The sequence below is a fragment of the Hymenobacter terricola genome, assembly GCF_017921975.2.
Lineage (GTDB): Bacteria > Bacteroidota > Bacteroidia > Cytophagales > Hymenobacteraceae > Hymenobacter > Hymenobacter terricola.
In genome coordinates, this window is the sequence record NZ_JAGEMO020000023.1 from 79,314 (window position 1) to 101,682 (window position 22,369).

Here is a 22,369-nt window from a genome sequence, read left to right on the forward strand (position 1 = left end):
AGGTGGCAAAAATTTCCCCGAATCCCGCGGCCTGGCGGCCCAGTTGGTTGGCCGTGCTGGCCACGCTGGCCGTGGGCCTGGCCGTGTTTTACTATTACACGGGCGAAAACCGCGCCCTGCCCCTGCGGACGGTGCCGCACCTGCAGGCCATTCCGCTCACGCTGGACAGTGTGGCCGTTGGGGCAATGCACCTACCGGTGCAGGCCAGCGGCTTCATCGTGAGCCTGACCCACGACGTGGCCGGGCCCTTTACGCAGCCAGTGGCGGCGGGCATCTTTCTGGGGTTGCTGGCCGTGGTGCTGGCGGGCTGGGTGGCCGTGGTGAGCACGCTGGCCCGCGCCGCTTTCGTGGTGGGCATGGTGCCGGTTATCTTCCTGCTGATGTCGCTCAATACCGAGTCGCTCGGTATTTTCAACACCAACGAGCGCTATTTTCTGTACCTGCTGCTGGGCCTGATAGGCGGCGGGGGCTTTGGGCTGCATGCTTTTGCCGAAGGACTTTCGCTGGGCTGGCGCGCCGTGGTGATGGGAGCCATTGTGGCGGGATTGAGCGGGCTGCTGTTTGCCCAAAGCCTGCTGCCGGCTTCCGAAACGGCCCTGCAGCTGGCCGCCTATGCCACGCCCGCCGGCGCGGCGCTGGTGGCGCTGCTGGTGCTGTGGGTAGGGGTGGAGAATGTCCGGGCCCTGCTGTGGTTCAATACCCAGGCCGAGCAGCCGGGCAGCCGGTTTGGGCTGGGGCCTTACCTGGCGGCCAGCGGGCTGTATGTGGGCGTGCTGCTGCTGTACGTGTGGAATAACGGGGTGCTGGAGTTGTTGCCGGGCGTGAGCCTCGACCCGCTGGTGCTGCTGCTGCCGGCCGTGCTGGCGGGTGGGCTGGGCCTGCGCCTGCGGGCGCCCAGCTACGGCGCGTGGGTGCCGTACGCCCGCGGCGCGGCTCCCCTGTATCCGCTGCTGGTGATGGGCGCGGCCGGCGCCCTGGGCTATGCCTTCGCCACGGCCAACACGCCCCTGCTGGTGGCGGCCCGCAGCTTTACGGGGCTGGCGCTGGCGCTGGTGGGCGGGGCATTTTGGCTGTATGTGCTCATCAATTTCTCGCCGCTTATCCGGCAGCGGCTGCGGGTGTACCGCGTGGTGTTTGAGCCGCGCCGGTTGCCGTTTTACCCGGTCTACATCCTCGCGCTGGGCGGCATTCTCATCATTCAGGCGCGGCTGGATTTTCCGTTGCCCGACCAGGTGCGGGCCGGGCAGTATAACCACCTCGGCGACCTGAGCCGCCAGCAGAGCGAAGCCCAGCCCGACGACCTCGCCTTGGCGGCCCTGGCCGAGCGCTACTACGCCGAAAGCGGCGACGTGCTCTACCGCGCCAACCTGCACGCGGAGTTTGGCCGGGCGGCGCTCTACCGCTTTCGTCAGCAGCGCCACAATGAAATCAACGCCCTGCGCCGCGCCCTGGTGCGGGGCCCGAACGAGAAAGCTTCCCTGCGCCTGGCCTCGCTCTACAACGAGCCCAGCGACTTGTTTGAAGGCCTGGAGGTGCTGCGGCGCGGGCTGAAAGCGCAGCCCCGTAGTGCCGCCCTGGCCGGGGATTTGGCGCAGCTGTTCAACAAAACTTCCCTCACTGATTCCGTTGGCTTTTACCTGACCAGGGCCGAGCAGCTGGCGCCCGGCAGCTACGCCAGCCGCACCAATCAGCTGGCTTTTTTGATTGAAAAGGAAGTGTACCCCGCCGCGCAAAAGCTGGCTGCCGGCGCTTTCAATGCGGAAAAAGAACCAGCCTTCGGGGCTGACCAGCTGCTGCTCGGTCTGCTCACCAGGCCGGTGCAAACGGCCGCAGCTCCCGCGTCGGCGGCTGATTTAGATGATGCCACGTTCGCGCAGGTTTACCACCATGTTTTCACGGTCGTGCAGCTGCGCAAGGCGGCCGATATTCAAGCATTGCTGCCTCGGCTGGCCCGGTTAGCCGACCGGCCCGCCAACGCGAATTACTACGAGCAGCTGCTGTTTTTGCAGGCCTGGGCGCGCCACGCGCTGGGGCAGGAGCAGCTGGCGCGGCAGCTGCTGGCTCCGCTGGCGGCCGGCACCACGGCCACGGCTGGCTACTACCAGCAGCTGCTGGGGCTGTGGCAGCTGCAGCAAGGCCAGTACGCCACGGCCGCCGACCAGCTGGCTTTTGCTGCGACGCACGGCACCCCATCGGCCCTGCAAACCCGCGCTTATGCACTGGCCTTGAGTGGCCGCCCCAATTCGGCGCGGGCGGCGACGGCGCGGCTGCTGGCCTCGCCCGATTCGGCGCAGCAGCGGCTGGGGCAGCAGGCCCAATTGCAATTAGCTACTGGAAAGATGGTGCCCACTAAGGAAAACCCCGCTCGGGTGGGCAATGCCTGGCTGAACCAGGCGCGGCAGGCTGAACAGCAGCATAATGCGGCTGCCGCCAGCAAAGGCTACCAGCGCATTGTGCACGAAGCGCCTTTCAATGAGCCGGCTATTCTTGCTGCGGCCGGCTTTTATACGCGCCGCCGGGACCCTACGGCGGCTTACGAAGCCTTGCGGGCCGGTCTCGATGAAAACCCTCACTCGCTGCCGCTGTTGAAGGCCTACGTGCTGGCTGCCGCCGACGCGGGCCTGACCGAATACGCCACCGAAGCGCTGGCCCAGCTGCGCCAGCAGTTGCCATCGGCCGCATATGCTACTTTAGCAGCCGAATATGCGGCGCACCAAGCAGCCCGCGCGGCCGCGGCCGCATCCTTCTCCGTTGCGCCGGCCACTCCACCTCTGCAATAAAGCCCTTCGCGCTATGAATTCGAACGTTATTGAAACCACGGACATTGCCAAAAACTACGTTATGGGCACGGAGGTGATTCATGCGCTGCGGTCGGTGACCATCCAGATTGCGCGGGGCGAGTACGTGGCGTTTATGGGACCTTCGGGCTCGGGCAAGTCCACGCTGATGAACATCGTGGGCTGCCTCGATACGCCCACCAAAGGTCAATATATCCTCAACGGCCAGGACGTGAGCCGGATGAGCGACAACGAGCTGGCCGAAGTGCGCAACAAGGAAATCGGCTTCGTTTTCCAGAGCTTTAATCTGTTGCCCCGCGCCAGCGCCCTCGATAACGTGGCCCTGCCACTTATTTACGCCGGCCTGAACAAGCGCGACCGTAACGAGCGGGCTCTCGAATCGTTGCGCTCGGTGGGCCTGGCCGACCGCGCCTCGCACCGCCCCAACGAGCTGAGCGGCGGCCAGCGCCAGCGCGTAGCCATTGCCCGCGCTCTGGTGAATAACCCCAGCGTGCTGCTGGCCGACGAACCCACCGGTGCGCTCGACTCGAAAACCAGCCACGAAATCATGGACCTTTTTGAGGCCCTGTATTCCAAGGGCAACACCATTATTATGGTGACGCACGAAGAGGACATTGCCCGCTATGCCCACCGCATCGTGCGCCTGCGCGACGGCCTGGTGGAATCTGATGAGGTGAACAAAGACATCACAACCCATGCCGTGGTCGGGCACTAAGCCATGAAAATCTACACCAAAACCGGCGACAAAGGCCTCACTTCCCTCATTGGCGGTACCCGCGTACCCAAAAGCAGCCTGCGCATCGAATGCTACGGCACGGTGGATGAGTTGAACTCGCACATTGGCCTGGTGAGCGACCAGGACGTGAACGCCGCCCGTCGGCCTTTGCTGAAGGAAATTCAGGACCGGCTCTTCACCATCGGCTCGGCCCTGGCCGCCGACCCGGAGAAGTCGCGCATGAAGCTGCCCGACCTGCACGAGGCCGATGTGACCCTGCTGGAAGACGAAATGGACCGCCTCAACGCCGACCTGCCCGAGCTGCGCGCCTTCATTCTGCCCGGCGGGCACCCCGCCGTGAGCCACACCCACGTAGCCCGCTGCGTGTGCCGCCGCGCCGAACGCCTGGTCATTCACCTGGGCGAAGAATCCTTCGTGGCCGAATTGGTGGTCGTGTATCTGAACCGCCTGTCCGACTTCCTGTTTGTGCTGAGCCGGGCCATGGCCCAGGACCTGGGGGTGGATGAAGTGACGTGGCAGGCACGACTTTGAGCCAACCGGGGTTGACAGCCTGAGAACTGCCGAATATTCCTGCTAATTCAACCATACTCTCCTCTCTCTCCGTATTCGGAAAATCCCACCCACCCATTCTTAATCCCGAAACCGACGCCTTATGATTGACATTCTTCCTATTCACACGCAGCGCACCACGGCCTCGCGTCTGGCCACGCTCGATGCCGACCATCTCGAATTCGGCAAGCTGTTTTCGGACCACATGTTCGTCGTGGATTACCGCGACGGCGAGTGGCAGGATGCCCAAATTGTGCCTTACGGCGACATGACGGTGAGCCCCGCCAATTCGGCGCTGCACTACGGCCAGGCCATTTTTGAGGGCATGAAGGCCTACCACCAGACCGATGGCGGCGTGGCCCTGTTCCGGCCCCTCGACAACTGGGCCCGCCTCAACTCTTCGGCTGAGCGCATGTGCATGCCCACCATTCCTGAAGAGCTGTTCATGCAGGGCCTGAGCGAATTGATTCGCCTGGATGCGGCATGGGTGCCCGATGCGCCCGGCTGCGCGCTCTACATCCGGCCGTTCATGTTTGCCACCGATGGCTTCATTGGCGTGCGGCCTTCGGATTCGTACCGCTTCATCATCTTCACCTGCCCGGTGGGCCTGTATTTCAACAAGCCTCTGCGCGTGCGCTTCGAGCAGAAGTACGTGCGCTCGGCCGAAGGCGGCGCGGGCTACGCCAAAAACGCCGGCAACTACGGCGCTGCCATGTACCCCACCAAGCTGGCCCAGCTGGAAGGCTACAACCAGCTCATCTGGACCGACGCTTCGGAGCATCGCTTTGTGGAAGAATCGGGCACGATGAACGCCATTTTCGTGATTGATGGCCGCGTGGTAACGCCCGCCCTGAGCACTTCTATCCTCGATGGGGTGACGCGCCGCAGCGTGCTGCAACTGGCCCGCGATATGGGCATGGTGGTGGAAGAGCGCAAGGTGAGCAGCGTTGAAGTGATGGATGCCCTGGCCGCCGGCCGGCTCGAAGAAGCCTTTGGAGCCGGCACAGCCGCCACCATCGCGCCCATCGCCACCATCGGCTACGAAGGCCAGGATTACGACCTACCCGTGCCCGGCCCCAACGCCTTCTCGAAGCGGGTAGCGGCGGCTTTGGAAGCCATCCGCAACGGCCAGGCCGCCGATTCGCACGGCTGGATGGTGCGCGTGTAGTTAGAACATCAGGCAGAGGAACGTCATGCTTCGGCTCCGCTCAGCATGACAGTCTATCACCAACACGTTTTTAAAAGAAAAGCCGCTTCGTAACTGAGGCGGCTTTTCTTTTTTGCCGCACCTTTGCACCGTCAATCCACCAGCCCACCCATCCGCTAGTTTAATTTTCGACCAATGACCGTTTCCCTGAAAACTGTTACCCTCAACGACACGCACCGCCAACTGGGTGCCAAAATGGTGCCTTTCGCCGGCTACGACATGCCGGTGCGCTACTCCTCCGACCTGGATGAGCACCACACCGTGCGCCGCGCGGTGGGCATCTTCGACGTGTCGCACATGGGCGAGTTTCGGGTGCGCGGCCCGCAGGCGCTCGACCTCATTCAGCGCGTAACCAGCAACGACGCCAGCAAGCTCGCCGATGGCAAAGCCCAGTATTCGTGCCTGCCCAACCACGACGGCGGCATTGTGGATGACCTGCTGGTGTACAAGCTGGCCGATGAAGATTACCTGCTGGTAGTTAATGCCTCAAACATTGAAAAGGACTGGAACTGGATTCAGCACCACAACACGAAGGGTGTGGAAATGGAAGATATTTCGGACCGCACCAGTCTGTTTGCCGTGCAAGGGCCCAAGGCAACGGCTGCCCTGCAAACCCTCACGGACGTGGATTTGAGCAGCATTCCGTACTATTCTTTCGTGCAGGGCACGTTCGCCGGCGCGCCCGATGTCATCATTTCGGCCACCGGCTACACTGGCGCGGGCGGGTTCGAGCTGTACATTCCGAACGAAAGCGCTGCCATGGTGTGGGAAAAGGTGATGCTGGCCGGGCAGCCCTACGGCATCAAGCCCATTGGCCTGGGCGCCCGCGATACGCTGCGCCTCGAAATGGGCTACTGCCTCTACGGCAATGACATTGACGACACGACTTCGCCGCTGGAAGCCGGCCTGGGTTGGATTACCAAGTTCACCAAGGAGTTCACCAACTCCGAAAACCTCAAAAAACAGAAGGAGGCCGGCGTTACCAAAAAGCTCGTGGGCTTCGTAATGGACGGCATGGGTATCCCACGCGGCCACTACGAGCTGGTGGACGCCGACGGCCAGAAAATCGGCGATGTAACCAGCGGCACGCAGTCGCCTTCGCTCAGCAAAGGCATCGGCCTGGGCTACGTAAAAACGGCGTTTGCCGCCCCCGGCACCCGGATTTTTGTGCAGATTCGTGGCAAGAACCTGCCGGCCACGGTCAGCAAATTGCCGCTCACAAAGGGCACGGAAGAGTAGAGTTAAAAGGTAAAAGTTGAGAGTTAAAAAACTGACGGCTCAACTTTTAGCCGCTCCCTTTTTTAACTCTCAACTTTTACCTTTTAACTGAAAAAGTGCCTAAGCTAGACATCTGTTTTTCTCCCGAACTGCTTCCCTTGTATGACCTGCGCGGCCAGGTTGCCGTTATCGTCGATATTCTGCGGGCTTCCAGTACCATTGTAACGGCGCTGGGGGAGGGCGTTACCCACGTTTTCCCGGTGGCAACGCTGGAAGAGTGCGCCGAATATGGCCAGCGGCACGGCTGCCTGACTGCCGCCGAGCGCGACGGCATCCAGGCCGATGGAGTTGACCTTGGCAATTCGCCTTTTGGCTTTTTGGATGCCGCCCGCCCGGTGCGCGGCCGGTCGCTCACCATCAGCACCACCAATGGCACGACGGCCCTGCGCCGCTCATTAACGGCGAAGGCAGTAGTGGTGGGCGCGTTTTTGAACCTGGAAGCGGTGGCTGACTTTGCGCGCCAACAGGGGCGCGACGTGGTGGTGGTTTGCGCCGGTTGGAAAGGCCAGTTCTGCCTGGAAGATACCGTGTTTGGGGGCGCGCTGGCCGAGCGACTGGCGCCGGATTTCGACGTGCGCAGCTCCGATGCGACGCTGGCCGCGCTGCACCTTTGGCAGCAGGGCAAGACCGATTTATCGGCGTACCTGCTGCAATCGGCGCACGTTCGGCGGCTCAACTCCCTGGAAGCCAGTGAGGATTTTGAGTTTTGCCTGCGCATTGATGCTTACGCCGACATCTTACCCATCTGGCGCGATGACCGACTGATTACGCTTTTGCCTTAATGAGGAATGAAGAATTGGAAATTGGCCGACTGGGACTGCAATTCCTCATTCCTCATTCCTTATTCTTAATTCTTAATTTTTCATTATCCTGGTGCCGCTGGCTGTCGCGCTGGGTCTTTTTGGCGAGGTTGCGGGTCAGGGCTTCGGTCAAATCGACGCCGGTTTGGTTGGCCAGGCAGATGACGACGAACAGCACATCGGCCAACTCGTCGCTCAATTCCCGGCCTTTGTCCGATTCCTTGAACGACTGCTCGCCGTACTGGCGGGAGATGAGCCGCGCCACTTCGCCCACCTCCTCGGTGAGAATGGCCATGTTGGTCAGCTCGTTGAAATAGCGGACGCCCGTGGTTGTAATCCAGGTATCGACGGTTTGCTGGGCTTCTGAGATGGTCATGCGGCTTGGGGAAATAAGAGTATTGGGAAGCGGCATTAAGCCGGCGAATCGAGGACAATGGTTACCGGCCCATCGTTGAGCAAGCTCACCTGCATGTCGGCGCCGAAGACGCCGGTGGGCACGGGCTGGCCCAGCTCGGCGGCCACCAGGGCTACAAATTGCTGGTACAGCGGCTCGGCCACCAGGGGCGGGGCCGCGCCGCTGTAGCTGGGCCGGTTGCCCTTGCGGGCATCCGCCAGCAGCGTGAACTGACTCACCACCAGGATTTGGCCGCCGGTATCGAGCACGCTGCGATTCATCTGGCCATTATCGTCGCCAAAAATGCGCAGCTGCACCAGCTTGCGGCACATCCAGCCGAGGGAAGCCAGGTTATCGGTGGGCGCAAACCCGGCCAGCACCAGCAGCCCCGGCCCAATCTGGCCCGTCACCAGGCCTTCGACGGCTACCTGCGCTTCGCGGACGCGCTGAATAACGAGACGCATTGAAAATTTGTGAGATTTAAGTAAAATGACAGGAAATAGTTGAGCTTGGGCTTCCGACCTTCACACCGCCAGTTCCAAACCCGTCCATGTCTCTGCCTTCCGCCGCAAATAACGCTCCCCTCGCTTCAAGCCGCGCACCTTTGCTGCTGGCCGCGCTGTTGGCCGTGACCCTGCTCCGCCTGTGGCGACTGTCCGAAGCGGGCCCGCCGGATTATGATTCGGTACGCAACTGGCAGGTTATTCAGGAATTGGCGCATGGCAATTTGGCGAACCTGTTTCATCACGGCAGTCCCGGGTTTCTGCTCCTGTATGTGCCGGTAGCAGTTCTGACGAAAAATTTTCTGGTTTTTCAATACCTCAATGCGCTGCTCGGCGTGGTGGGGCTGGGCCTGTTTGCCGGTTGGGTAGCCTCCAAAGCCGACCTGAACGGCCCGGAATCTGCGGGACTTACCCTGCTGGCCGGTACGTCGCTGCTGCTCACCTTTTCGGGGCGCGATTTCACCATGAGCTCGGCCAGCCTCGTGGTGTTTACGGGGGTGCTGCGCAGCCATTACCTGCGGCTGCACCGGCCCAGCCCCATGGCCTTGGTGCGCGTGGCGCGCTGGGTGGCGGTGGGGCTGTGCATCAATTATAAGTTTCTGTTTGCGCTGCCCATCCTGGCCGTGCTGGAAGTGAGCCGGGCCGATGGCGTGTGGCGTCGGCGCAGCGTGGCCCGGGTGCTGCTGGTGCTGGCCGAGCCGTACGTTCTGTTTGGGGCCATGGGCGTGTTGGCGGGGCTGCCCTGGTATCGCTGGCTGGGGTTCTACATCCGCACGGTGGTGCCCCCGGCTGCCAACGTGGCCGGCCGGCAAGCCACGCTGCACCTCGATGTGCTGTATTATTTCCGCTACCTGCTGGGCTACGAGTCGCCACTGCTGCTGGCGGGGCTGGCGCTGGCCGGCTGGCTGGCCTGGCGCGACTGGCGCGCCGGGCTGTGGGCCTGGCGGCGGCCATTGCCGCTGCTGGTGTACCTGCTGGTGTGGGCCGGCTGCCTGCTGGCGGGCATGTCGTTGCTGATAAAAGCCCCCCGGGGGCTGCTATTTGCCTTCCTGCCGCTGGCGGCATTGGCCGTGCTGAGTGGCCGGCGCGTGCTGCCCAAGTGGGGCTTGCTGCTGGTGTTGCTAATTGCGGTGGTCCCCAATATATTCCACATTCAGCAGACTTTATATGCGCCGCTGCCCACCCGGTACCCGCAGGTGGCGGCGTGGCTGCGGCAGCATGGCGCCACCAAAGTAGCCAGCACCGTGGGCCTGGGCCTGGCGCCATACTTGCGAAGCAATCAGCGGCTGGCCGTCATCACCGATGAGCACCAGCTGGCGGGCCTGCGCCGCCAGGGCTATCAATACGTGCTGCTCGATGGCTACTGGCGCGTGGCGGGCGTGGCGCGCTTCGATTCGTTGCGCCGCCAGCCCTTCGTGGCGGCGTGGCCGGCACCCCAGCTGCAGCAGCCGCTGCTGTTTCTGGAACATTCCGAATTCACGGGCCTGAGCTACGCCGAAACCCTGGCGGCCAGCCAGGTGGCTGCCACCGATACACTGCCGCTCCGGCTCTACCGGTTGCGGTAGCTGGTGCGGTTAGCGGGCCGTGGTGGGCAGGCTGTTGACGTCTACCGCCGGTATGTTGGCATGGTAGGCTTTGTTGATTGCGGTGATAAAAGCGTTAGCCACCAAGCCATTGCCGCGGGGCGTCAGCGAGTAGTAGTCCAGCGAGAAAACGTTGCCGCGTACCGGCTCTGCCGAATAGACCACCCCGCCAATAGAAATGGCATCGGCTACCTGGTTGAACAGCGACACATCCAAATCGAGGGTGCGCTTCGTGCCAGCCTCAGTAATGACGGGCATGAGGTACACGCCAGCCAGGCGGTCCAGCTCGTTGTTGTAGATAGTGAATACGTTGTTAATGCGGGCCAATTCGAGCACGCCGTCGAGCACGTCGGAGTTGCGCACGGGGTTACGAATGTCGCGGCCATACGGCAGCATCAGGGAAGTAGTGCCCACTACCACGCGGGTCAGCTGCCCTAGCCGGAGCAGCGCGGTAGCCAGCACGTAGTCGCTGTTGGTAATGTGCTGGCCCTCGCCGGAGCCAAACGGGTCCTCAATGTAAATCCGGGCCGTGTCGCCAAAGCTTTTTTGCAGGCGGGCCTCCAGGACCAGGCCCTGGCCTTGCCGGAGCAGGGGCAGGGTAATGATGGCGGGCAGCTTGGCGATGATGCCGGGCCGGCCACCCGCCGTCAGCACGTCGAGAATCTTCTTGGCGTTGTTCTTCATCAGGGTGGTGTTGGGCAAGGCCCCGCATTGGCCACCGCTGCGCACGTAAGGCATTACGTCGTCGAGGCCCTGAAAATAAGTGAAGAACGTGGCCGTGCTGGCGGCCGTGGTCACGGCTTGCAGGTAAGTGCGCGAGTCAGCGGCCGGCAGCAGGCGCTCGAAGTACGGGTTGAAGACGGAAGTAGGCGTCGCGGTGCTGGCGTTGCCCAGGTTCACGGTTTCAAGCTGGCTGAGCGTGATGCCTGGGACGCCCAGGTTCTGGGGCAGGGCACTGGAGGTGGTGCTTCGCGTGAGCACCCGCACGGTATCGGCGCCCCCGCAGGCGGCCGGGTTGATGAGGGTGCGTACCACAGCCTGGCCCGCTACGCGGCGCGTGCGCGGAAAGCCCGCCGCCGTAAAATCCACCAGGTCCAGATAGCCGGTTCCGGTGCCGGCGTCCAGCAGCGGCTGGGTGAAAGCGGCATTGGCGGTGACGCCTTGCAACTGCTTGGCCAGCAGGTTGGGGAAGGAATAGGTCTGGCTGGCCAGGGTGAAGCCGCCCTCGCTCAGCCCGGCCGTGTAGCTGTCGCCCACCGCTAGATAGTGGCTCACGTTGATGCCGGCCGTGGGAGTGGGCGTGTCCTGGCCCGGCGCGCAGGCATTCAGCAGCAGGGCAGTGGCGGCTACAAGCCCGGTACGGCTCCGGGAGTTCAGGCAAAAATTCTTCATCGCAAAAAACGAAAACAGCACGAGGATTGAGTTAAAGTGTTAGTCATTAGTTAGCAGTTGTTAGTGGGCAGGCAACATCTTGGCCAACAACTAACAACGAGCAACTAACAACCTGTTTACTTTTGAACGACTGCTTAGAAAGCCACCGCCACCCCTACCGAGGCGGTGTGGGTGGCGGTGCGGTAGGTGCCGCTCACGTTGGCTACCTGCTCCATCTGCTGGTTGGCGCGGGCGGTGCGCAGCTGGCCGTAGTCGAAGGCATAAGCGGCTTCCAGGGCGAAGCGGCTGCTGAGCTGGTAGCTCAGGCCCGCCGAAGCGCAGATGCGGTTGGCGTCGATGAATTCGGGGCTGATGTATTCGTCGCGGATGGGGGTTTCGTCGTAATGGAAGCCGCCCAGGATGGTGAGCTTGGGGCTGGCCTGGTATTCGGCGCCCACCCGGAAGGCCAGGGCGTCCTCGTAGCGGCGGGCGGTGCTGACGCGGTGGGCCGGCGTGCTGCCATTCGCGGCCACGTCCAGCTTCAGCGAATCGAGCGTGCTCCAGCCGCTGAGGGCGAAATCAAACGTGAGCAGTAGTTTTTTGGTGATGCGGTCGGCAATGCCCACCGACAGCGTGCTGGGCAGGTTAAGCTGGGTTTTGAAGCTGGAACTGGCCGGGTTCAGGGCCGCGTCGCGGGCGGGCACGCCGGTGCTGGTGGCCGTGCCGTTGTTCATTTTCAGCTGCACGCCGCTGCGGTAGCTGATGCCGAAGGCCAGGTTGTCGCCAGTGCGGCCGTAGAGGCCCACGTTCACGCCGTAGCCCGAGCCGCTGCTGCTGAACTGCGACTGCGCCGCGGGGTCGTCGTACTGGCCCAGGGCCCGCCGCTGGCTATACTTGCCGTAGGCGTACACGAAGCCCACGCCGGCGCTGAAGTTGTCGTTCAGCCGGAAGCCCACCGTGGGCTGCGCAAAGTAGGTGTTGAGCTGGCTTTCCTGCACCACCGAGCGGCCTTCCCAGCCGTTGGGCCACTTGGTGTGGTAGCCGTAGGGCGTGGTGAGGGCCAGGCCGATGCTCACGCGCTTGCTCACGGCGCCGGTGGCGTAGAAGTAGCCGCCGGGCTGGATGGTCAGCTCCTGGTCGGTGCGCCGGTAGGTGTCCTGGCCAACGAACGAGGCGCGCCGAATCTGGCCGATGCCGCCCAGGCTGACACGGATGAGGGAGTCGCCCCAGGCCCCGAGCAGGCCGGGGTTGGTGCTCAGGCCGGCAATGCTGTTGATGTACGCCGTGCTGGCCCCGCCCAGCCCCATTACGCGGGCCCCCTGCGGGCCGGTATCGAACCCCCCGGCCGAAGCCGTCAATCCAAAGAAGACAGGAACCAAAGAAAGAAAACGTAGGCGCATACGGACGGTTTTGCGGAAAATTTAGCAAACAAAAGTACGCAGCCGGACGGTAGCGCGGGCCACCCGGCGGCCGAACTCTGTGAAGATTAACAATTAGGCCTCGCCGGCCAGCTGCACCGACGCCGGCAACATTCCTGGCGACCTCAACAGCAGCCCCACAGCCGGTTGGTTTAACTAATGAATTCAGTAATTTAGATTTTATGATACTTAAGCAAATGAGCCTCCCTGCCGCCCGCTGCTGGCGTGGGAGCCACGCCGGGGCGCTGCTCCTCACCGCCAGCCTGCTCACGGGCTGCATGAGCACGCGCATCGTGACCTTGGCCAACGACTGCGGGGCGATGGCCAAGGACCCCAACTTCCGCGTGGTGCGCAAGTCGTACTGGTGGGGCCTGCAAAAGCAGGTGGACTTCGACCCCAAGTGCGACCCGCGCTCCAACCACCTGAACGCCGTGGAAGTGCGCACCTCGTTTGGGCAGTACGTGCTGGCGGGCGTCACGCTGGGCATCGTGCAGCGGCAGTACCTGTGGTGGTGCTGCACGCCCTACCGGCCCGAGGTCGGCCCCATCGGCCCCCGCTGATTCCGGTTTCTGTTCCTCTTTTTCTATTTGAAACGATGACTCCGCTTCCCAATGGCCTGGCCGCGCACCCCATGGCGCAGCTCGAAAACCGCCACGAAAACTTCGTGCAGCCGCTCGTCTCTTCGGCCTGCTTTCGGCTCACCATTCCCGACGTGCCCACCTTGCCCGGCGGCCAACCCGACGCCTACACGATGTACCGCCAGACGACGGCCAACTTCCAGTGGCTGATTTCCTTCGGTATTGCGCAAAAAGTACGGCTGCGGGCCCTGGGCAGCAATTGGTCGTTCACGAAAGTGGGGTATTCCGACGGCGGCATCATCGACACCACGGCTTTGCAACTGTCCTTCGGCTTGCAGCCCAGCATGGTGGCCGAGGCCTACCAGCGGGCCGGGCACCGCGCCGAAGACCTGTGGTTTACGCAGTGCGGCAGCACCATTATCGGGCTCGAAGAACGGCTGGAAAGCCACGGCAAGTCCCTGCGCGCCTCGGGGGCCAGCAACGGGCAGACCATCGCGGGGGCTACTTCCACGGGCACCCACGGGGCGGCTTTTGGCACGGGCGCCGTGCACGATACCGTGGTGGGCCTGCACCTGGTGTGCGGCCCCGACCGCCACGTCTGGCTGGAACGCGCCTCCAACCCGGTGGCCTCGGCCGCGCTCACCGACTGGCTGGGCGTGACCGAAGTGCTGCGCGACGACGCCTTATTTAACGCCGCCGTGGTGAGTTTTGGCAGCTTTGGATTTATCCACGGAATGCTGCTGGAAGTGGAAGACAAGTTTCTGCTGGAAGACTACAGCGCCAAGCGCGTGCCGTACGATGCCGGCCTGCAGCGGGCCATGGCGCACCAGGATTTCAGCAGCCTGACCGGGCCGTTGCACCTGCCGCCGGCCACGCCCACGCACCGGCCCTGGCACTTCCAGCTGATTGTGAACGTGCACCAAATCGACCTCAGCGGCACCGACCCCAAGCGGGCGCCCTACGTGCGCATCTACTACCACGCGCCTTACCGGCCCAACTACCCGCACCATAAGGACCCCGCTGGCTATACCTACGGCGACGACACGATGGGCATCATCAAAGTGGTGCTCAATACCATCGGCAACGCCGTGCCCGCGCTGGTGCCGGCCCTGGTCAACAAGCTGTACCCCATTGCGCTGGAAGACACCAACGGCACGGCCGGCACCATGAGCGAGACGTTCGGCAACACCAACATCCGGGGCAAGGCGGCCAGCGCCGCCATCGGCCTCAACGCCACCGACAGCCCCCGCGTGCTGGCCGAAATCGTGGCCCTGAATGCCGAACATCCCTTTCCCGGCATCGCGGCGCTGCGCTACGTGAAGGGCACCCGCGCCACGCTGGGCTTCACGCGCTGGCCCGTGACGTGCGTGCTGGAGCTCGACGGCATCGAATCGAACCTCACCCACGAGTTTTTCCAGAAAGCCTGGGACCGGCTCGAAGCCCTCGGCATTCCCTACACCCTGCACTGGGGCAAAATCAACTTCAACCTCACCCCGCCGCGCCTGCGCCGGATGTACGGCAGCGCCGCCGTAGAAAGCTGGCTGCAAGCCCGCTACCGCCTGCTGCCCGACGCGGCTACCCGCGCCGTGTTCACCAATGAATTCATGGAAAACTGCGGGCTGAACCTGGCCCCCACGCCTTTGCCAGTGGTCCCGGTCGCGCCGCCGGTGGCCGTTGCCTAAGGCCGTTACCGCTTCACCCCCAGGCTATCGAGCCGGTGCTGGTAGCGGCGGGCATTGAGCTTGTGCTGCTTATAGGTTTCGGCAAAATCCGAGAAGCCGCTGCCGTCGGGGCGGGCGCAGAAAAACAGGTTTTTGTTATGCGCCGGCTTCAGCACGGCCAGCAGCGAGCCGGGCAGGGGCGTGGTGATGGGGCCGGGCGGCAGGCCTTTGTGGCGGTAGGTGTTGTAGGGCGAATCGACTTTTTTGTCCACGTTCAGCACGCGCTTGCGGGAGCCCAGGCCGTGCAGGGGCCAGAGCAGCGTGGGGTCGGCTTGCAGGGGCTGGCCGTTGCGCAGGCGGTTGAGGTATACGGCGGCGATGAGCGGCTTATCGGTGGGCTGGGCCGTTTCGCGCTGCACGATGCTGGCCAGCACGCTCACCTGCACGCGGCTCATCTTCAGCGAGTCGGCCCGCGCCTGCCGCTCGGGCCGCCAGAAGCGCCGGTAGCGGGCGGCCACCGAATCCAGGAAAACCGGCGCGCTGGTGTTCCACAGCAGTCGGTACGGGCCAGGAATAAACAGGGTCCGGATGGTGCAGGTATCGAGGTGGTAGCGGCTTTGCAGCCCGGCATTATCGCCCAGCAGCAGCTCCAGCTTGAAGGAGTCGGTTTCCAGCTGCCGGCTCAGCTGGCGCGGCAGCCGGTCGATGTAATGGAATGGTTTCAGCTCAAACCGCACGGTGTCCTGCCGGCCAAACAGCAGCATCCGCACGAGGTCCACATTCCCCATATTCGGGTCGAGCCGGTAGCGGCCGGGCTTCACATGCGCCGGGTAGTCGTGGTGCTCCGCCACCCAGCGGAAAGTGCCGGGCTCCACCAGCAGCTGCTGTTTTTGCAATGAGTCGAGCACCGCCGCGTAGCCCGTGCCGGTGCGGATGTAGAGGTAGGCCGGGCCTTCGGCAAATGCCGTCACGTTGGGTCGGTAGGCCACCCGCCATACCGCGTAGCCGCCCGCGCCCAGCAGCAGCAAGCATATTCCCCCAATCAATAAGCCGCGCCGCATCAGGAATTCCCCTGGACTAAGGCCTCCACGGCCGCCTCAAAGGCTGCTTTTTCCGCCAGCCGCACGATTTCCGTGGGCGCGGCGGCGCGCGATTCGCAGTCGGGAATGGGGCAGCGCTCGCAGGTTTCGTTCACGATGCGGAAAGGCAGGGCCGGGTCGGCCAGAAAGCGGACGTGGGCGCGCAGGTTGCCGTCGCAGCGCAGGCCCACGGTCACGCTCAGGGCCGGCTGGGTGGGCGTGCCGGCGCGGGCCAGCGTAAAGCACAGGTACTCATCCTCGGTGCCGAAATAGCGCGAGCGTTGGGCCCCGGCCACGGTCACGGGCGCGGCGGCGGTATCGGGCACGGGGAGGGCGCGGGCCTCGTCCATCAGGCGCAGGCTCACCCAGCGGCGGCAGTAATGCTCGTTCAGCTCGTTGCCGTGCGGGTTGTGCAGGCGTGCCAGGTGCAGCTCCTTGGTTAGCTCGAAGGGCGTGCTGGCGTCAGTTTGGTCGAAGCGCAGGAAGAACAAACTTTGCAGGCCAAAATGGCGCGGCAGCAGCGTGGTGAGGCGCTGCATGAACATCTCGGGGCTCACGTCGTACTGCGTCATCAGGTCCAGCAGCAGGTCCGGGCTCCACTTTTTGGCCCCAAAAACCTTCTTCACGTCGCGCAGCAGGCTTTCTTCCTCCATCAGCAGCGCCCCGGCAAAGTAGGACGCCTTGAAGTTGTTCAGCACCACATCAAAGGTGCTCACCTGCGGGCTGCTGCTCACGTAGGGCCGCTCGGTCAGCTTCAGGTAGTTGAAGGCCACCTCGCGCCCCAGCACAAAGGCCTGCTGGCCCCGGCTCAGGCCCGGCCGCATCAGCAGGCGCCTGGCCTTGGGCTGGAAAACCGACCGTAACCGGGCCTGCTGGGCCACCGGGTGCTGGCCCAGCGTCTCACGGTCCAGCGTATAGCCGTATTCTTCGGTCAGCACGCGCTCCAATTGGCCGAGGTCAAACGGCGCGGCGGTGCTCAGCTGGTTGCTGCCCACGAAAGCCCGCACGTCCTGCTCCACGTCCTCGAAATAGTTGTCGTGCATCTCCTGAAACGAGCGCAGCGCGGCCAGAAACAGATGCTCCTGGCGCATCTCGTAGTTGCGCGCAATCTCGAAGATGGTGCTGATGAAGGCATTCATCCGGGCCGGCGCGTTGGCAATCAGCTCGATGATGCGGGCCGGCTCCAGGCCGTACATCTCCAGCGGAAATTCCTTCAGCAGCTTGGAGTTGAGCAGCTCGCCGATGGGTTCCAGCCGGCGCGGCAGCTCCAGCGACGTGAGTTGGTCGTAGCGTACGTCCAGGGCCTTGCTCAGGCTCAGAATCTTGTCGGCCTTGGGGTACTTCTTGCCCTTCTCAATCTCGTTCAGGTAGCTCACCGATACGTCGCAGACCCGCGCCAACTCGGCCGGGCTGAGGGCGCGCTCCTGCCGCAGCTCGCGCAGCTTCAAGCCAAAAATGAGGCGGACGACCTGGCCGTGATTGAGCATATGTTGATTTGCTGATTATTTATTGTGCTGATGGGCTGCCTTCAGAAAGGCCAAAATACGCTTCCAAATAATAAAGAAAGCAGTTTTTGAATTGTGCAGAGGGCGAGTGCAAAGGTGCGGCTGCTAGCAAATTTTATTATTTTAGCGAATATTCGCTGATAATTTAAATTCGCTTTCGTATGTTTGTGCAGGTTGTTTGATTCTGCTTTGCCAAAGCACCTCAGTACCTTGCCAAATCAGTGTATCACCAAATCAGCGCCTCAACTAATCAGTATATCAACTAATTAACCCATCAGTCCATGCCCTTCACTGACGTTGCCCCCGCCCCAGCGCCTACCTACCTTACCCCCGAGCGGGTGAAGGTCATCGGCCGCTATTCGCCGGCTTATGCCGAAATCCTCACGCCCTCGGCCCTGGCTTTCGTGGCCGAGCTGCACCGGCGCTTCGACTCCACCCGCCAGGCGCTGCTGGGCCGCCGCGCCGAACGCCAGACCGATTTCGAAGCTGGTATCCTGCCCGATTTTCTGCCCGATACCCGCCGCCTGCGCGAGCAGGACTGGACCGTGGCCCCGCTGCCCGCCGACCTGCTTGACCGCCGCGTCGAAATCACCGGCCCGGTGGAGCGCAAGATGATTATCAACGCGTTGAATTCCGGGGCCAGCGTGTTCATGGCCGATTTGGAGGACTCCAACGCGCCGACCTGGGACAACGTCATCCAGGGCCAAATCAACCTGCGCGATGCCGTGCGCCGCACCATCTCGCTCAGCACGCCCACCAAGGAGTATAAGCTGAACGAGAAAACGGCCGTGCTCATGGTGCGCCCCCGCGGCTGGCATCTGGTGGAGAAGCACATTCTGGTGGATGGCGAACCTATCAGCGCCTCGCTGCTTGATTTCGGGCTCTATTATTTCCACAACGCCCATGAGCTGTGCGCCCGGGGCACGGCCCCGTACTTCTACCTGCCCAAGCTGGAAAGCCACCTCGAAGCGCGGCTGTGGAACGACGTGTTCGGCTTCGCGCAATGGTCGCTGAAGCAGCCCAGGTGCGTCATCAAAGCCACGGTGCTGATTGAGACGCTGCCGGCTGCGTTCGAGCTAAATGAGATTCTATATGAGCTGCGCGAGCACAGCGCCGGCCTCAACTGCGGCCGCTGGGACTACATTTTCAGCTACATCAAGCGCCTCGGCCTGAACCCCGAATTCCGCCTGCCCAACCGCGCCGAGGTGACGATGACCGTGCCCTTCATGGCTGCTTATTCGCAGCTCGTCATCCAGACCTGCCACCGCCGGGGCGTGCACGCCATCGGCGGCATGGCCGCCCAGATTCCCATCAAAAACGACCCCGCCGCCAACGAAGCGGCCCTGGACAAAGTCCGCCAGGACAAAATCCGCGAAGCCACCAATGGCCACGACGGTACCTGGGTGGCCCATCCCGGCCTGGTGCCCGTGGCACTGGAAGTCTTCAACCGCCTCATGCCCGGCCCCAACCAAATCGAGAACAAGCGCCTCGATGTGCAGGTATCCGCCGCCGATTTGGTGAGGGCTCCACAGGGAAATATTACCGAGGATGGCCTGAAGCTGAACATCGACGTGGCCATTCAATACCTGGCTTCCTGGCTGGGCGGCAACGGCTGCGTGCCCATCTACAACCTGATGGAGGATGCCGCCACCGCCGAAATCAGCCGGGCTCAGGTGTGGCAGTGGCTGCACACGCCCGGCACTACGCTGGCCGACGGCCGCCCCGTAACCACCGAGCTGTACCGCTCGCTGGTGCCCGGCCAGCTGGAAAAAATCAAGGCCCTGGTAGGGGAGCAAGCCTACGAAAAAGGCCATTTCATCGCCGCCGCCCGGCTTTTCGACAAGCTGGTGATGAGCGAGCAGTTCATCGAATTCCTGACCGTGCCGGCCTACGACCAGCTGGCGTAGGAACGTGCCACGGCACGTTCTGCCGCACGCATCGTTCAACGATTGAACGCGCCGTGGCACGTTCCTACATCTTCAAAATATGAAATGCCAACCGCCGCCCACCCAGCAGCCCGGCCTCGCTTTGCCCCCACCACACTCATTTCATCCCACCATTTCAACCCCCAACCCAATCCCATGAAACCGCAAACCCAACGCGCCGCCGAAATAGCCCTGGACTGGGCCCACAACCCCCGCTGGATTGGAATTGAGCGGCCTTACTCGCCCGAGGATGTGGTGAAATTGCAGGGCTCGGTTCACATCGAGTACTCGCTGGCCCGGCAGGGCGCCGAGCGGCTCTGGGAACTGCTGCACACCCGCGAATACGTGGCCGGGCTGGGCGCCCTCACCGGCAACCAGGCCGTGCAGGAAGTGCAGGCCGGCTTGCTGGCCATCTACCTCAGCGGCTGGCAGGTAGCGGCCGATGCCAACGGCGCCGGCCACATGTACCCCGACCAAAGCCTGTACCCCGTGGACAGCGTGCCGGCCGTGGTGCGCCGCATCAACAACGCCCTGCTGCGCGCCGACCAGATTCAGCACCTCGACGGCCGGAGCGACATTCATTACCTCGCGCCCATTGTGGCCGATGCGGAGGCCGGGTTTGGCGGCAACCTGAATGCGTTTGAGCTGATGAAGATGATGATTGAGGCCGGGGCCGCCGGCGTGCACTTCGAAGACCAGCTGTCATCGGCCAAAAAATGCGGCCACCTCGGTGGCAAAGTGCTGGTGCCTACCCAGGAAGCCATCAATAAGTTGGTAGCTGCCCGCCTGGCCGCCGACGTGCTGGGCGTGCCCACCCTTGTTGTGGCCCGTACCGATGCCGATGCCGCCGACCTGCTCACCGCCGACGTGGACCCGCGCGACCAGCCCTTCATTTTGCAGGAAGCCGAGCGCACGAATGAAGGCTTCTACCGCATCCGCTGCGGCGTGGAGGCCGGCATTGCCCGCGGCCTGGCCTACGCCCCGTATGCCGACCTTATCTGGATGGAAACTTCCAACCCCGACCTGGGCCAGGCCCGGCAGTTTGCCGAAGCCGTTCACGCCAAGTTTCCCGGCAAGCTGCTGGCCTACAACTGCTCCCCGTCGTTCAACTGGGCCGCCAAGCTGAGCATGGAGCAGATGGAAACCTTTCGCGAAGAGCTGGCCGCCATGGGCTACAAGTTTCAGTTCATCACCCTGGCCGGCTTTCACGCTCTTAACACCAGCATGTTCGAGCTGGCGCAGGCCTACCGCCAGCGCGGCATGGCCGGCTACTCCGAATTGCAGGAGCGGGAGTTTGCCCTGGCCAAAGACGGCTACCAGGCCGTGAAGCACCAGTCCTTCGTGGGCACCGGCTATTTCGACGCCGTGCAGAACGTGGTGACCAGCAACCAGACCAGCACCGCCGCCCTGGTAGGCAGCACCGAGGAAGCCCAGTTCTAAACCACGGATTTTCGCAGATTTGACGGATAAGAACGGATTCAGATAGCCGCATTCAATTCAATGAAAAGGGCCGGTGCTTGTTAAGCAGCGGCCCTTTTTGCTTTGTGATTTATAGCGTATGGTTATGGCTAGCTACCATAACGTGTCAGCCAAATCCGTTCTTATCCGTCAAATCTGTGAAAAGCGGTGGTCTAGAAAGGCTCCGCAATCAGGTCATAGGACTCGCCGTGCTTCTCGGCGGACTCGCGCAGCAATTGCTGCTGCCAGGGCCGCAGGGCCGCAGTCGCGCCTTGCTCAATGATTTCGGCGATGAGCCGGTTGCTAAGCACCATATTGGCCATGGTGCCACCGTGGTCGGCTATAAGGTGCGTTTTGAGGACGTTGAGCAGGGTTTCGCGGGCTTCGGCACGGCTGGCGGCGGGGCCGCTGAGGCGGCGGCGGAACGGAAACTTGCGTTGGTCGGGAGCCAATGGAGCATCGGGTTCCAGGTCGGTGGTGCCGATGGCCAGCAGCTGCTCGGCGTAGGGCGAGCGTTTCAGCTCGGGATGCAGGCCGTTGGCGCCGCGCAATTGGAGGGCGGTTTCGAGCGGGTTGCGGGCCAGCTCAGCCAGCCGGTCGTTGCTGAGGACGTGGTATGGCGGCCGGTCGAGCTGCCGGGCCACGGCGTCGCGCAGCATGTACAGCTCGCGGAAAATGGGCATTTCCTGGGCCGTGATTTTATATTTGGCGGCGTTGCGCGACCACGGCCGCGGGTCGTCGCGGCCGTAGCGAACGGCTTCCAGAGCCAGGTTCTCCTGAGCGGCCCAGTCGCCGCGGCCCAGCTCGGCAAGGCGGATGCTGAGGCGGTCGGTGAGCTCGAAAAGGTACAGCACGTCGTTGGCGGCGTATTCTTTCTGCCCCTCGGTCAGGGGGCGCTTCAGCCAGTTGGACTTTTGCTCGCCCTTATCAACTTCCAGTCCCAACTCGCTCTGAATGAGCCGGCCCAGCGAAATATTGTTGTCCTCCGCCGCCAACAGAGTAAACTGCACGCTGGTGTCCACAATATTGCGGCAATTCACGCTGAACACCTCGTCAAGCAGCAGGATGTCCGATTTGCAGGAGTGGAATACCTTGGCCACGGCGGGGTCGCGCAGCACCACGAACAAGGGCTCGAGGTCGGCCGCCATATCGGGCAGGGGCAGTGGGTCAATCAGGTACACTTCCTGCCCGTCGAAAACCTGAATCAGGGCCAGGTGCCGGCCGTAGCGGTGGCGCATGTCATCAAATTCCAGGTCGATGCCAATGCGGGGCAAGGCGGAAAAATGCGCGGCGGCGGCGGCAATAGCGTCGGCCGTAGTGAGGTAATGAATCGTTGGCATTGAGGCAAAAAGGGAATCAGCGGGTGGGCTCTGAGTGCGGCATTGTTGGCGCGGTAAAGGTAGGCACGTACAGCAGGCGCCCGGTTACAATTATTAAAAACGCAAGAAATGGCTTGTGTAATTATATTTACTTAGGCATCGTGCGGTAAGAAGGTATAACCAACAAATCATTTCTGGGTTAATATT

General features: G+C 62.8%; 18 protein-coding genes. 11 read left to right on the plus strand and 7 right to left on the minus strand.

Going from position 1 to position 22,369, the window contains the following annotated elements:
- Positions 1-2 precede the first annotated feature (2 nt).
- The 6 genes from J4G38_RS16555 (at position 3) to J4G38_RS16580 (ending at position 7,350) form a co-directional block, all read left to right on the plus strand.
- Complete coding sequence (locus J4G38_RS16555; protein ID WP_210519609.1) at positions 3-2,780, plus strand: tetratricopeptide repeat protein; 2,778 nt, start codon at positions 3-5, stop codon at positions 2,778-2,780.
- 13 nt (positions 2,781-2,793) lie between these two features.
- Positions 2,794-3,513 carry an ABC transporter ATP-binding protein gene (locus J4G38_RS16560; RefSeq protein ID WP_210519610.1) on the plus strand — a complete coding sequence of 240 codons (720 nt, stop codon included), beginning with the start codon at positions 2,794-2,796 and terminating at the stop codon, positions 3,511-3,513.
- Positions 3,514-3,516: 3 nt separating this feature from the next.
- Positions 3,517-4,065 (plus strand): cob(I)yrinic acid a,c-diamide adenosyltransferase, encoded by a 549-nt coding sequence (locus J4G38_RS16565; protein ID WP_210519611.1) that lies wholly within the window; start codon positions 3,517-3,519, stop codon positions 4,063-4,065.
- Positions 4,066-4,186: 121 nt separating this feature from the next.
- On the plus strand, positions 4,187-5,251 hold the full coding sequence (locus J4G38_RS16570; RefSeq protein ID WP_210519612.1) for a branched-chain amino acid aminotransferase: 1,065 nt from the start codon (positions 4,187-4,189) through the stop codon (positions 5,249-5,251).
- A 174-nt stretch (positions 5,252-5,425) separates the two neighbouring features.
- On the plus strand, positions 5,426-6,529 hold the full coding sequence (gcvT, locus tag J4G38_RS16575; protein ID WP_210519613.1) for a glycine cleavage system aminomethyltransferase GcvT: 1,104 nt from the start codon (positions 5,426-5,428) through the stop codon (positions 6,527-6,529).
- 95 nt (positions 6,530-6,624) lie between these two features.
- Positions 6,625-7,350 carry a 2-phosphosulfolactate phosphatase gene (locus J4G38_RS16580; RefSeq protein WP_210519614.1) on the plus strand — a complete coding sequence of 242 codons (726 nt, stop codon included), beginning with the start codon at positions 6,625-6,627 and terminating at the stop codon, positions 7,348-7,350.
- 52 nt (positions 7,351-7,402) lie between these two features.
- Here the strand turns inward: J4G38_RS16580 and J4G38_RS16585 are convergent, their stop codons facing one another.
- The gene (locus J4G38_RS16585) at positions 7,403-7,744 is read right to left on the minus strand and encodes a nucleotide pyrophosphohydrolase (RefSeq protein ID WP_210519615.1); all 342 of its coding nucleotides are present in this window, start codon (positions 7,742-7,744) and stop codon (positions 7,403-7,405) included.
- 35 nt (positions 7,745-7,779) lie between these two features.
- Positions 7,780-8,226 carry a D-aminoacyl-tRNA deacylase gene (gene dtd, locus J4G38_RS16590; protein ID WP_210519616.1) on the minus strand — a complete coding sequence of 149 codons (447 nt, stop codon included), beginning with the start codon at positions 8,224-8,226 and terminating at the stop codon, positions 7,780-7,782.
- A gap of 86 nt (positions 8,227-8,312) precedes the next feature.
- Between dtd and J4G38_RS16595 the strand changes: the two genes are divergently transcribed.
- Positions 8,313-9,830, plus strand: a complete 1,518-nt coding sequence (locus J4G38_RS16595) for a hypothetical protein (protein ID WP_210519618.1) — start codon at positions 8,313-8,315, stop codon at positions 9,828-9,830.
- A 9-nt stretch (positions 9,831-9,839) separates the two neighbouring features.
- Here J4G38_RS16595 and J4G38_RS16600 read toward each other — a convergent pair whose 3' ends face one another.
- Both J4G38_RS16600 and J4G38_RS16605 read right to left on the minus strand, forming a co-directional pair.
- The gene (locus J4G38_RS16600; protein ID WP_210519620.1) at positions 9,840-11,261 is read right to left on the minus strand and encodes a hypothetical protein; all 1,422 of its coding nucleotides are present in this window, start codon (positions 11,259-11,261) and stop codon (positions 9,840-9,842) included.
- A gap of 113 nt (positions 11,262-11,374) precedes the next feature.
- The gene (locus J4G38_RS16605; RefSeq protein WP_210519622.1) at positions 11,375-12,598 is read right to left on the minus strand and encodes an OmpP1/FadL family transporter; all 1,224 of its coding nucleotides are present in this window, start codon (positions 12,596-12,598) and stop codon (positions 11,375-11,377) included.
- A gap of 236 nt (positions 12,599-12,834) precedes the next feature.
- Between J4G38_RS16605 and J4G38_RS16610 the strand changes: the two genes are divergently transcribed.
- Entirely contained in the window at positions 12,835-13,197 is a 363-nt protein-coding gene (locus tag J4G38_RS16610) for a hypothetical protein (RefSeq protein WP_210519625.1), read from the plus strand.
- A 35-nt stretch (positions 13,198-13,232) separates the two neighbouring features.
- The gene (locus tag J4G38_RS16615) at positions 13,233-14,897 is read left to right on the plus strand and encodes an FAD-binding protein (protein WP_210519627.1); all 1,665 of its coding nucleotides are present in this window, start codon (positions 13,233-13,235) and stop codon (positions 14,895-14,897) included.
- 5 nt (positions 14,898-14,902) lie between these two features.
- Here J4G38_RS16615 and mltG read toward each other — a convergent pair whose 3' ends face one another.
- Both mltG and J4G38_RS16625 read right to left on the minus strand, forming a co-directional pair.
- A complete protein-coding gene (gene mltG / locus J4G38_RS16620; protein WP_210519629.1) occupies positions 14,903-15,937 on the minus strand; it encodes an endolytic transglycosylase MltG in 1,035 nt (344 codons plus the stop codon).
- Entirely contained in the window at positions 15,937-17,442 is a 1,506-nt protein-coding gene (locus J4G38_RS16625; protein WP_210519631.1) for a helix-turn-helix domain-containing protein, read from the minus strand. The genes mltG and J4G38_RS16625 overlap by 1 nt, the downstream gene beginning before the upstream one ends.
- Before the next feature lie 299 nt (positions 17,443-17,741).
- Here J4G38_RS16625 and aceB point away from each other — a divergent pair, with 299 nt between their 5' ends.
- Both aceB and aceA read left to right on the plus strand, forming a co-directional pair.
- Positions 17,742-19,367 (plus strand): malate synthase A, encoded by a 1,626-nt coding sequence (aceB, locus tag J4G38_RS16630; protein ID WP_210519633.1) that lies wholly within the window; start codon positions 17,742-17,744, stop codon positions 19,365-19,367.
- 174 nt (positions 19,368-19,541) lie between these two features.
- Positions 19,542-20,825: an isocitrate lyase gene (gene aceA / locus J4G38_RS16635; protein ID WP_210519635.1), complete on the plus strand. Its 1,284-nt coding sequence runs from the start codon at positions 19,542-19,544 to the stop codon at positions 20,823-20,825.
- Positions 20,826-21,016: 191 nt separating this feature from the next.
- Here the strand turns inward: aceA and J4G38_RS16640 are convergent, their stop codons facing one another.
- Positions 21,017-22,183, minus strand: coding sequence for a ribonuclease D (locus tag J4G38_RS16640; RefSeq protein WP_210519637.1), 1,167 nt, complete (start codon positions 22,181-22,183; stop codon positions 21,017-21,019).
- Positions 22,184-22,369: the final 186 nt, after the last annotated feature.

What these genes read in the sequence shown, in the direction of transcription:
- J4G38_RS16560 (WP_210519610.1), top strand. Translation starts at nt 2,794, where the DNA reads ATGAATTCGAACGTTATTGAAACCACGGACATTGCCAAAAACTACGTT.
- J4G38_RS16565 (WP_210519611.1), top strand. Translation starts at nt 3,517, where the DNA reads ATGAAAATCTACACCAAAACCGGCGACAAAGGCCTCACTTCCCTCATT.
- J4G38_RS16570 (WP_210519612.1), top strand. Translation starts at nt 4,187, where the DNA reads ATGATTGACATTCTTCCTATTCACACGCAGCGCACCACGGCCTCGCGT.
- gcvT (WP_210519613.1), top strand. Translation starts at nt 5,426, where the DNA reads ATGACCGTTTCCCTGAAAACTGTTACCCTCAACGACACGCACCGCCAA.
- J4G38_RS16585 (WP_210519615.1), bottom strand. Translation starts at nt 7,744, where the DNA reads ATGACCATCTCAGAAGCCCAGCAAACCGTCGATACCTGGATTACAACC.
- dtd (WP_210519616.1), bottom strand. Translation starts at nt 8,226, where the DNA reads ATGCGTCTCGTTATTCAGCGCGTCCGCGAAGCGCAGGTAGCCGTCGAA.
- J4G38_RS16595 (WP_210519618.1), top strand. Translation starts at nt 8,313, where the DNA reads ATGTCTCTGCCTTCCGCCGCAAATAACGCTCCCCTCGCTTCAAGCCGC.
- J4G38_RS16610 (WP_210519625.1), top strand. Translation starts at nt 12,835, where the DNA reads ATGAGCCTCCCTGCCGCCCGCTGCTGGCGTGGGAGCCACGCCGGGGCG.
- J4G38_RS16615 (WP_210519627.1), top strand. Translation starts at nt 13,233, where the DNA reads ATGACTCCGCTTCCCAATGGCCTGGCCGCGCACCCCATGGCGCAGCTC.
- mltG (WP_210519629.1), bottom strand. Translation starts at nt 15,937, where the DNA reads ATGCGGCGCGGCTTATTGATTGGGGGAATATGCTTGCTGCTGCTGGGC.
- J4G38_RS16625 (WP_210519631.1), bottom strand. Translation starts at nt 17,442, where the DNA reads ATGCTCAATCACGGCCAGGTCGTCCGCCTCATTTTTGGCTTGAAGCTG.
- aceB (WP_210519633.1), top strand. Translation starts at nt 17,742, where the DNA reads ATGCCCTTCACTGACGTTGCCCCCGCCCCAGCGCCTACCTACCTTACC.
- aceA (WP_210519635.1), top strand. Translation starts at nt 19,542, where the DNA reads ATGAAACCGCAAACCCAACGCGCCGCCGAAATAGCCCTGGACTGGGCC.
- J4G38_RS16640 (WP_210519637.1), bottom strand. Translation starts at nt 22,183, where the DNA reads ATGCCAACGATTCATTACCTCACTACGGCCGACGCTATTGCCGCCGCC.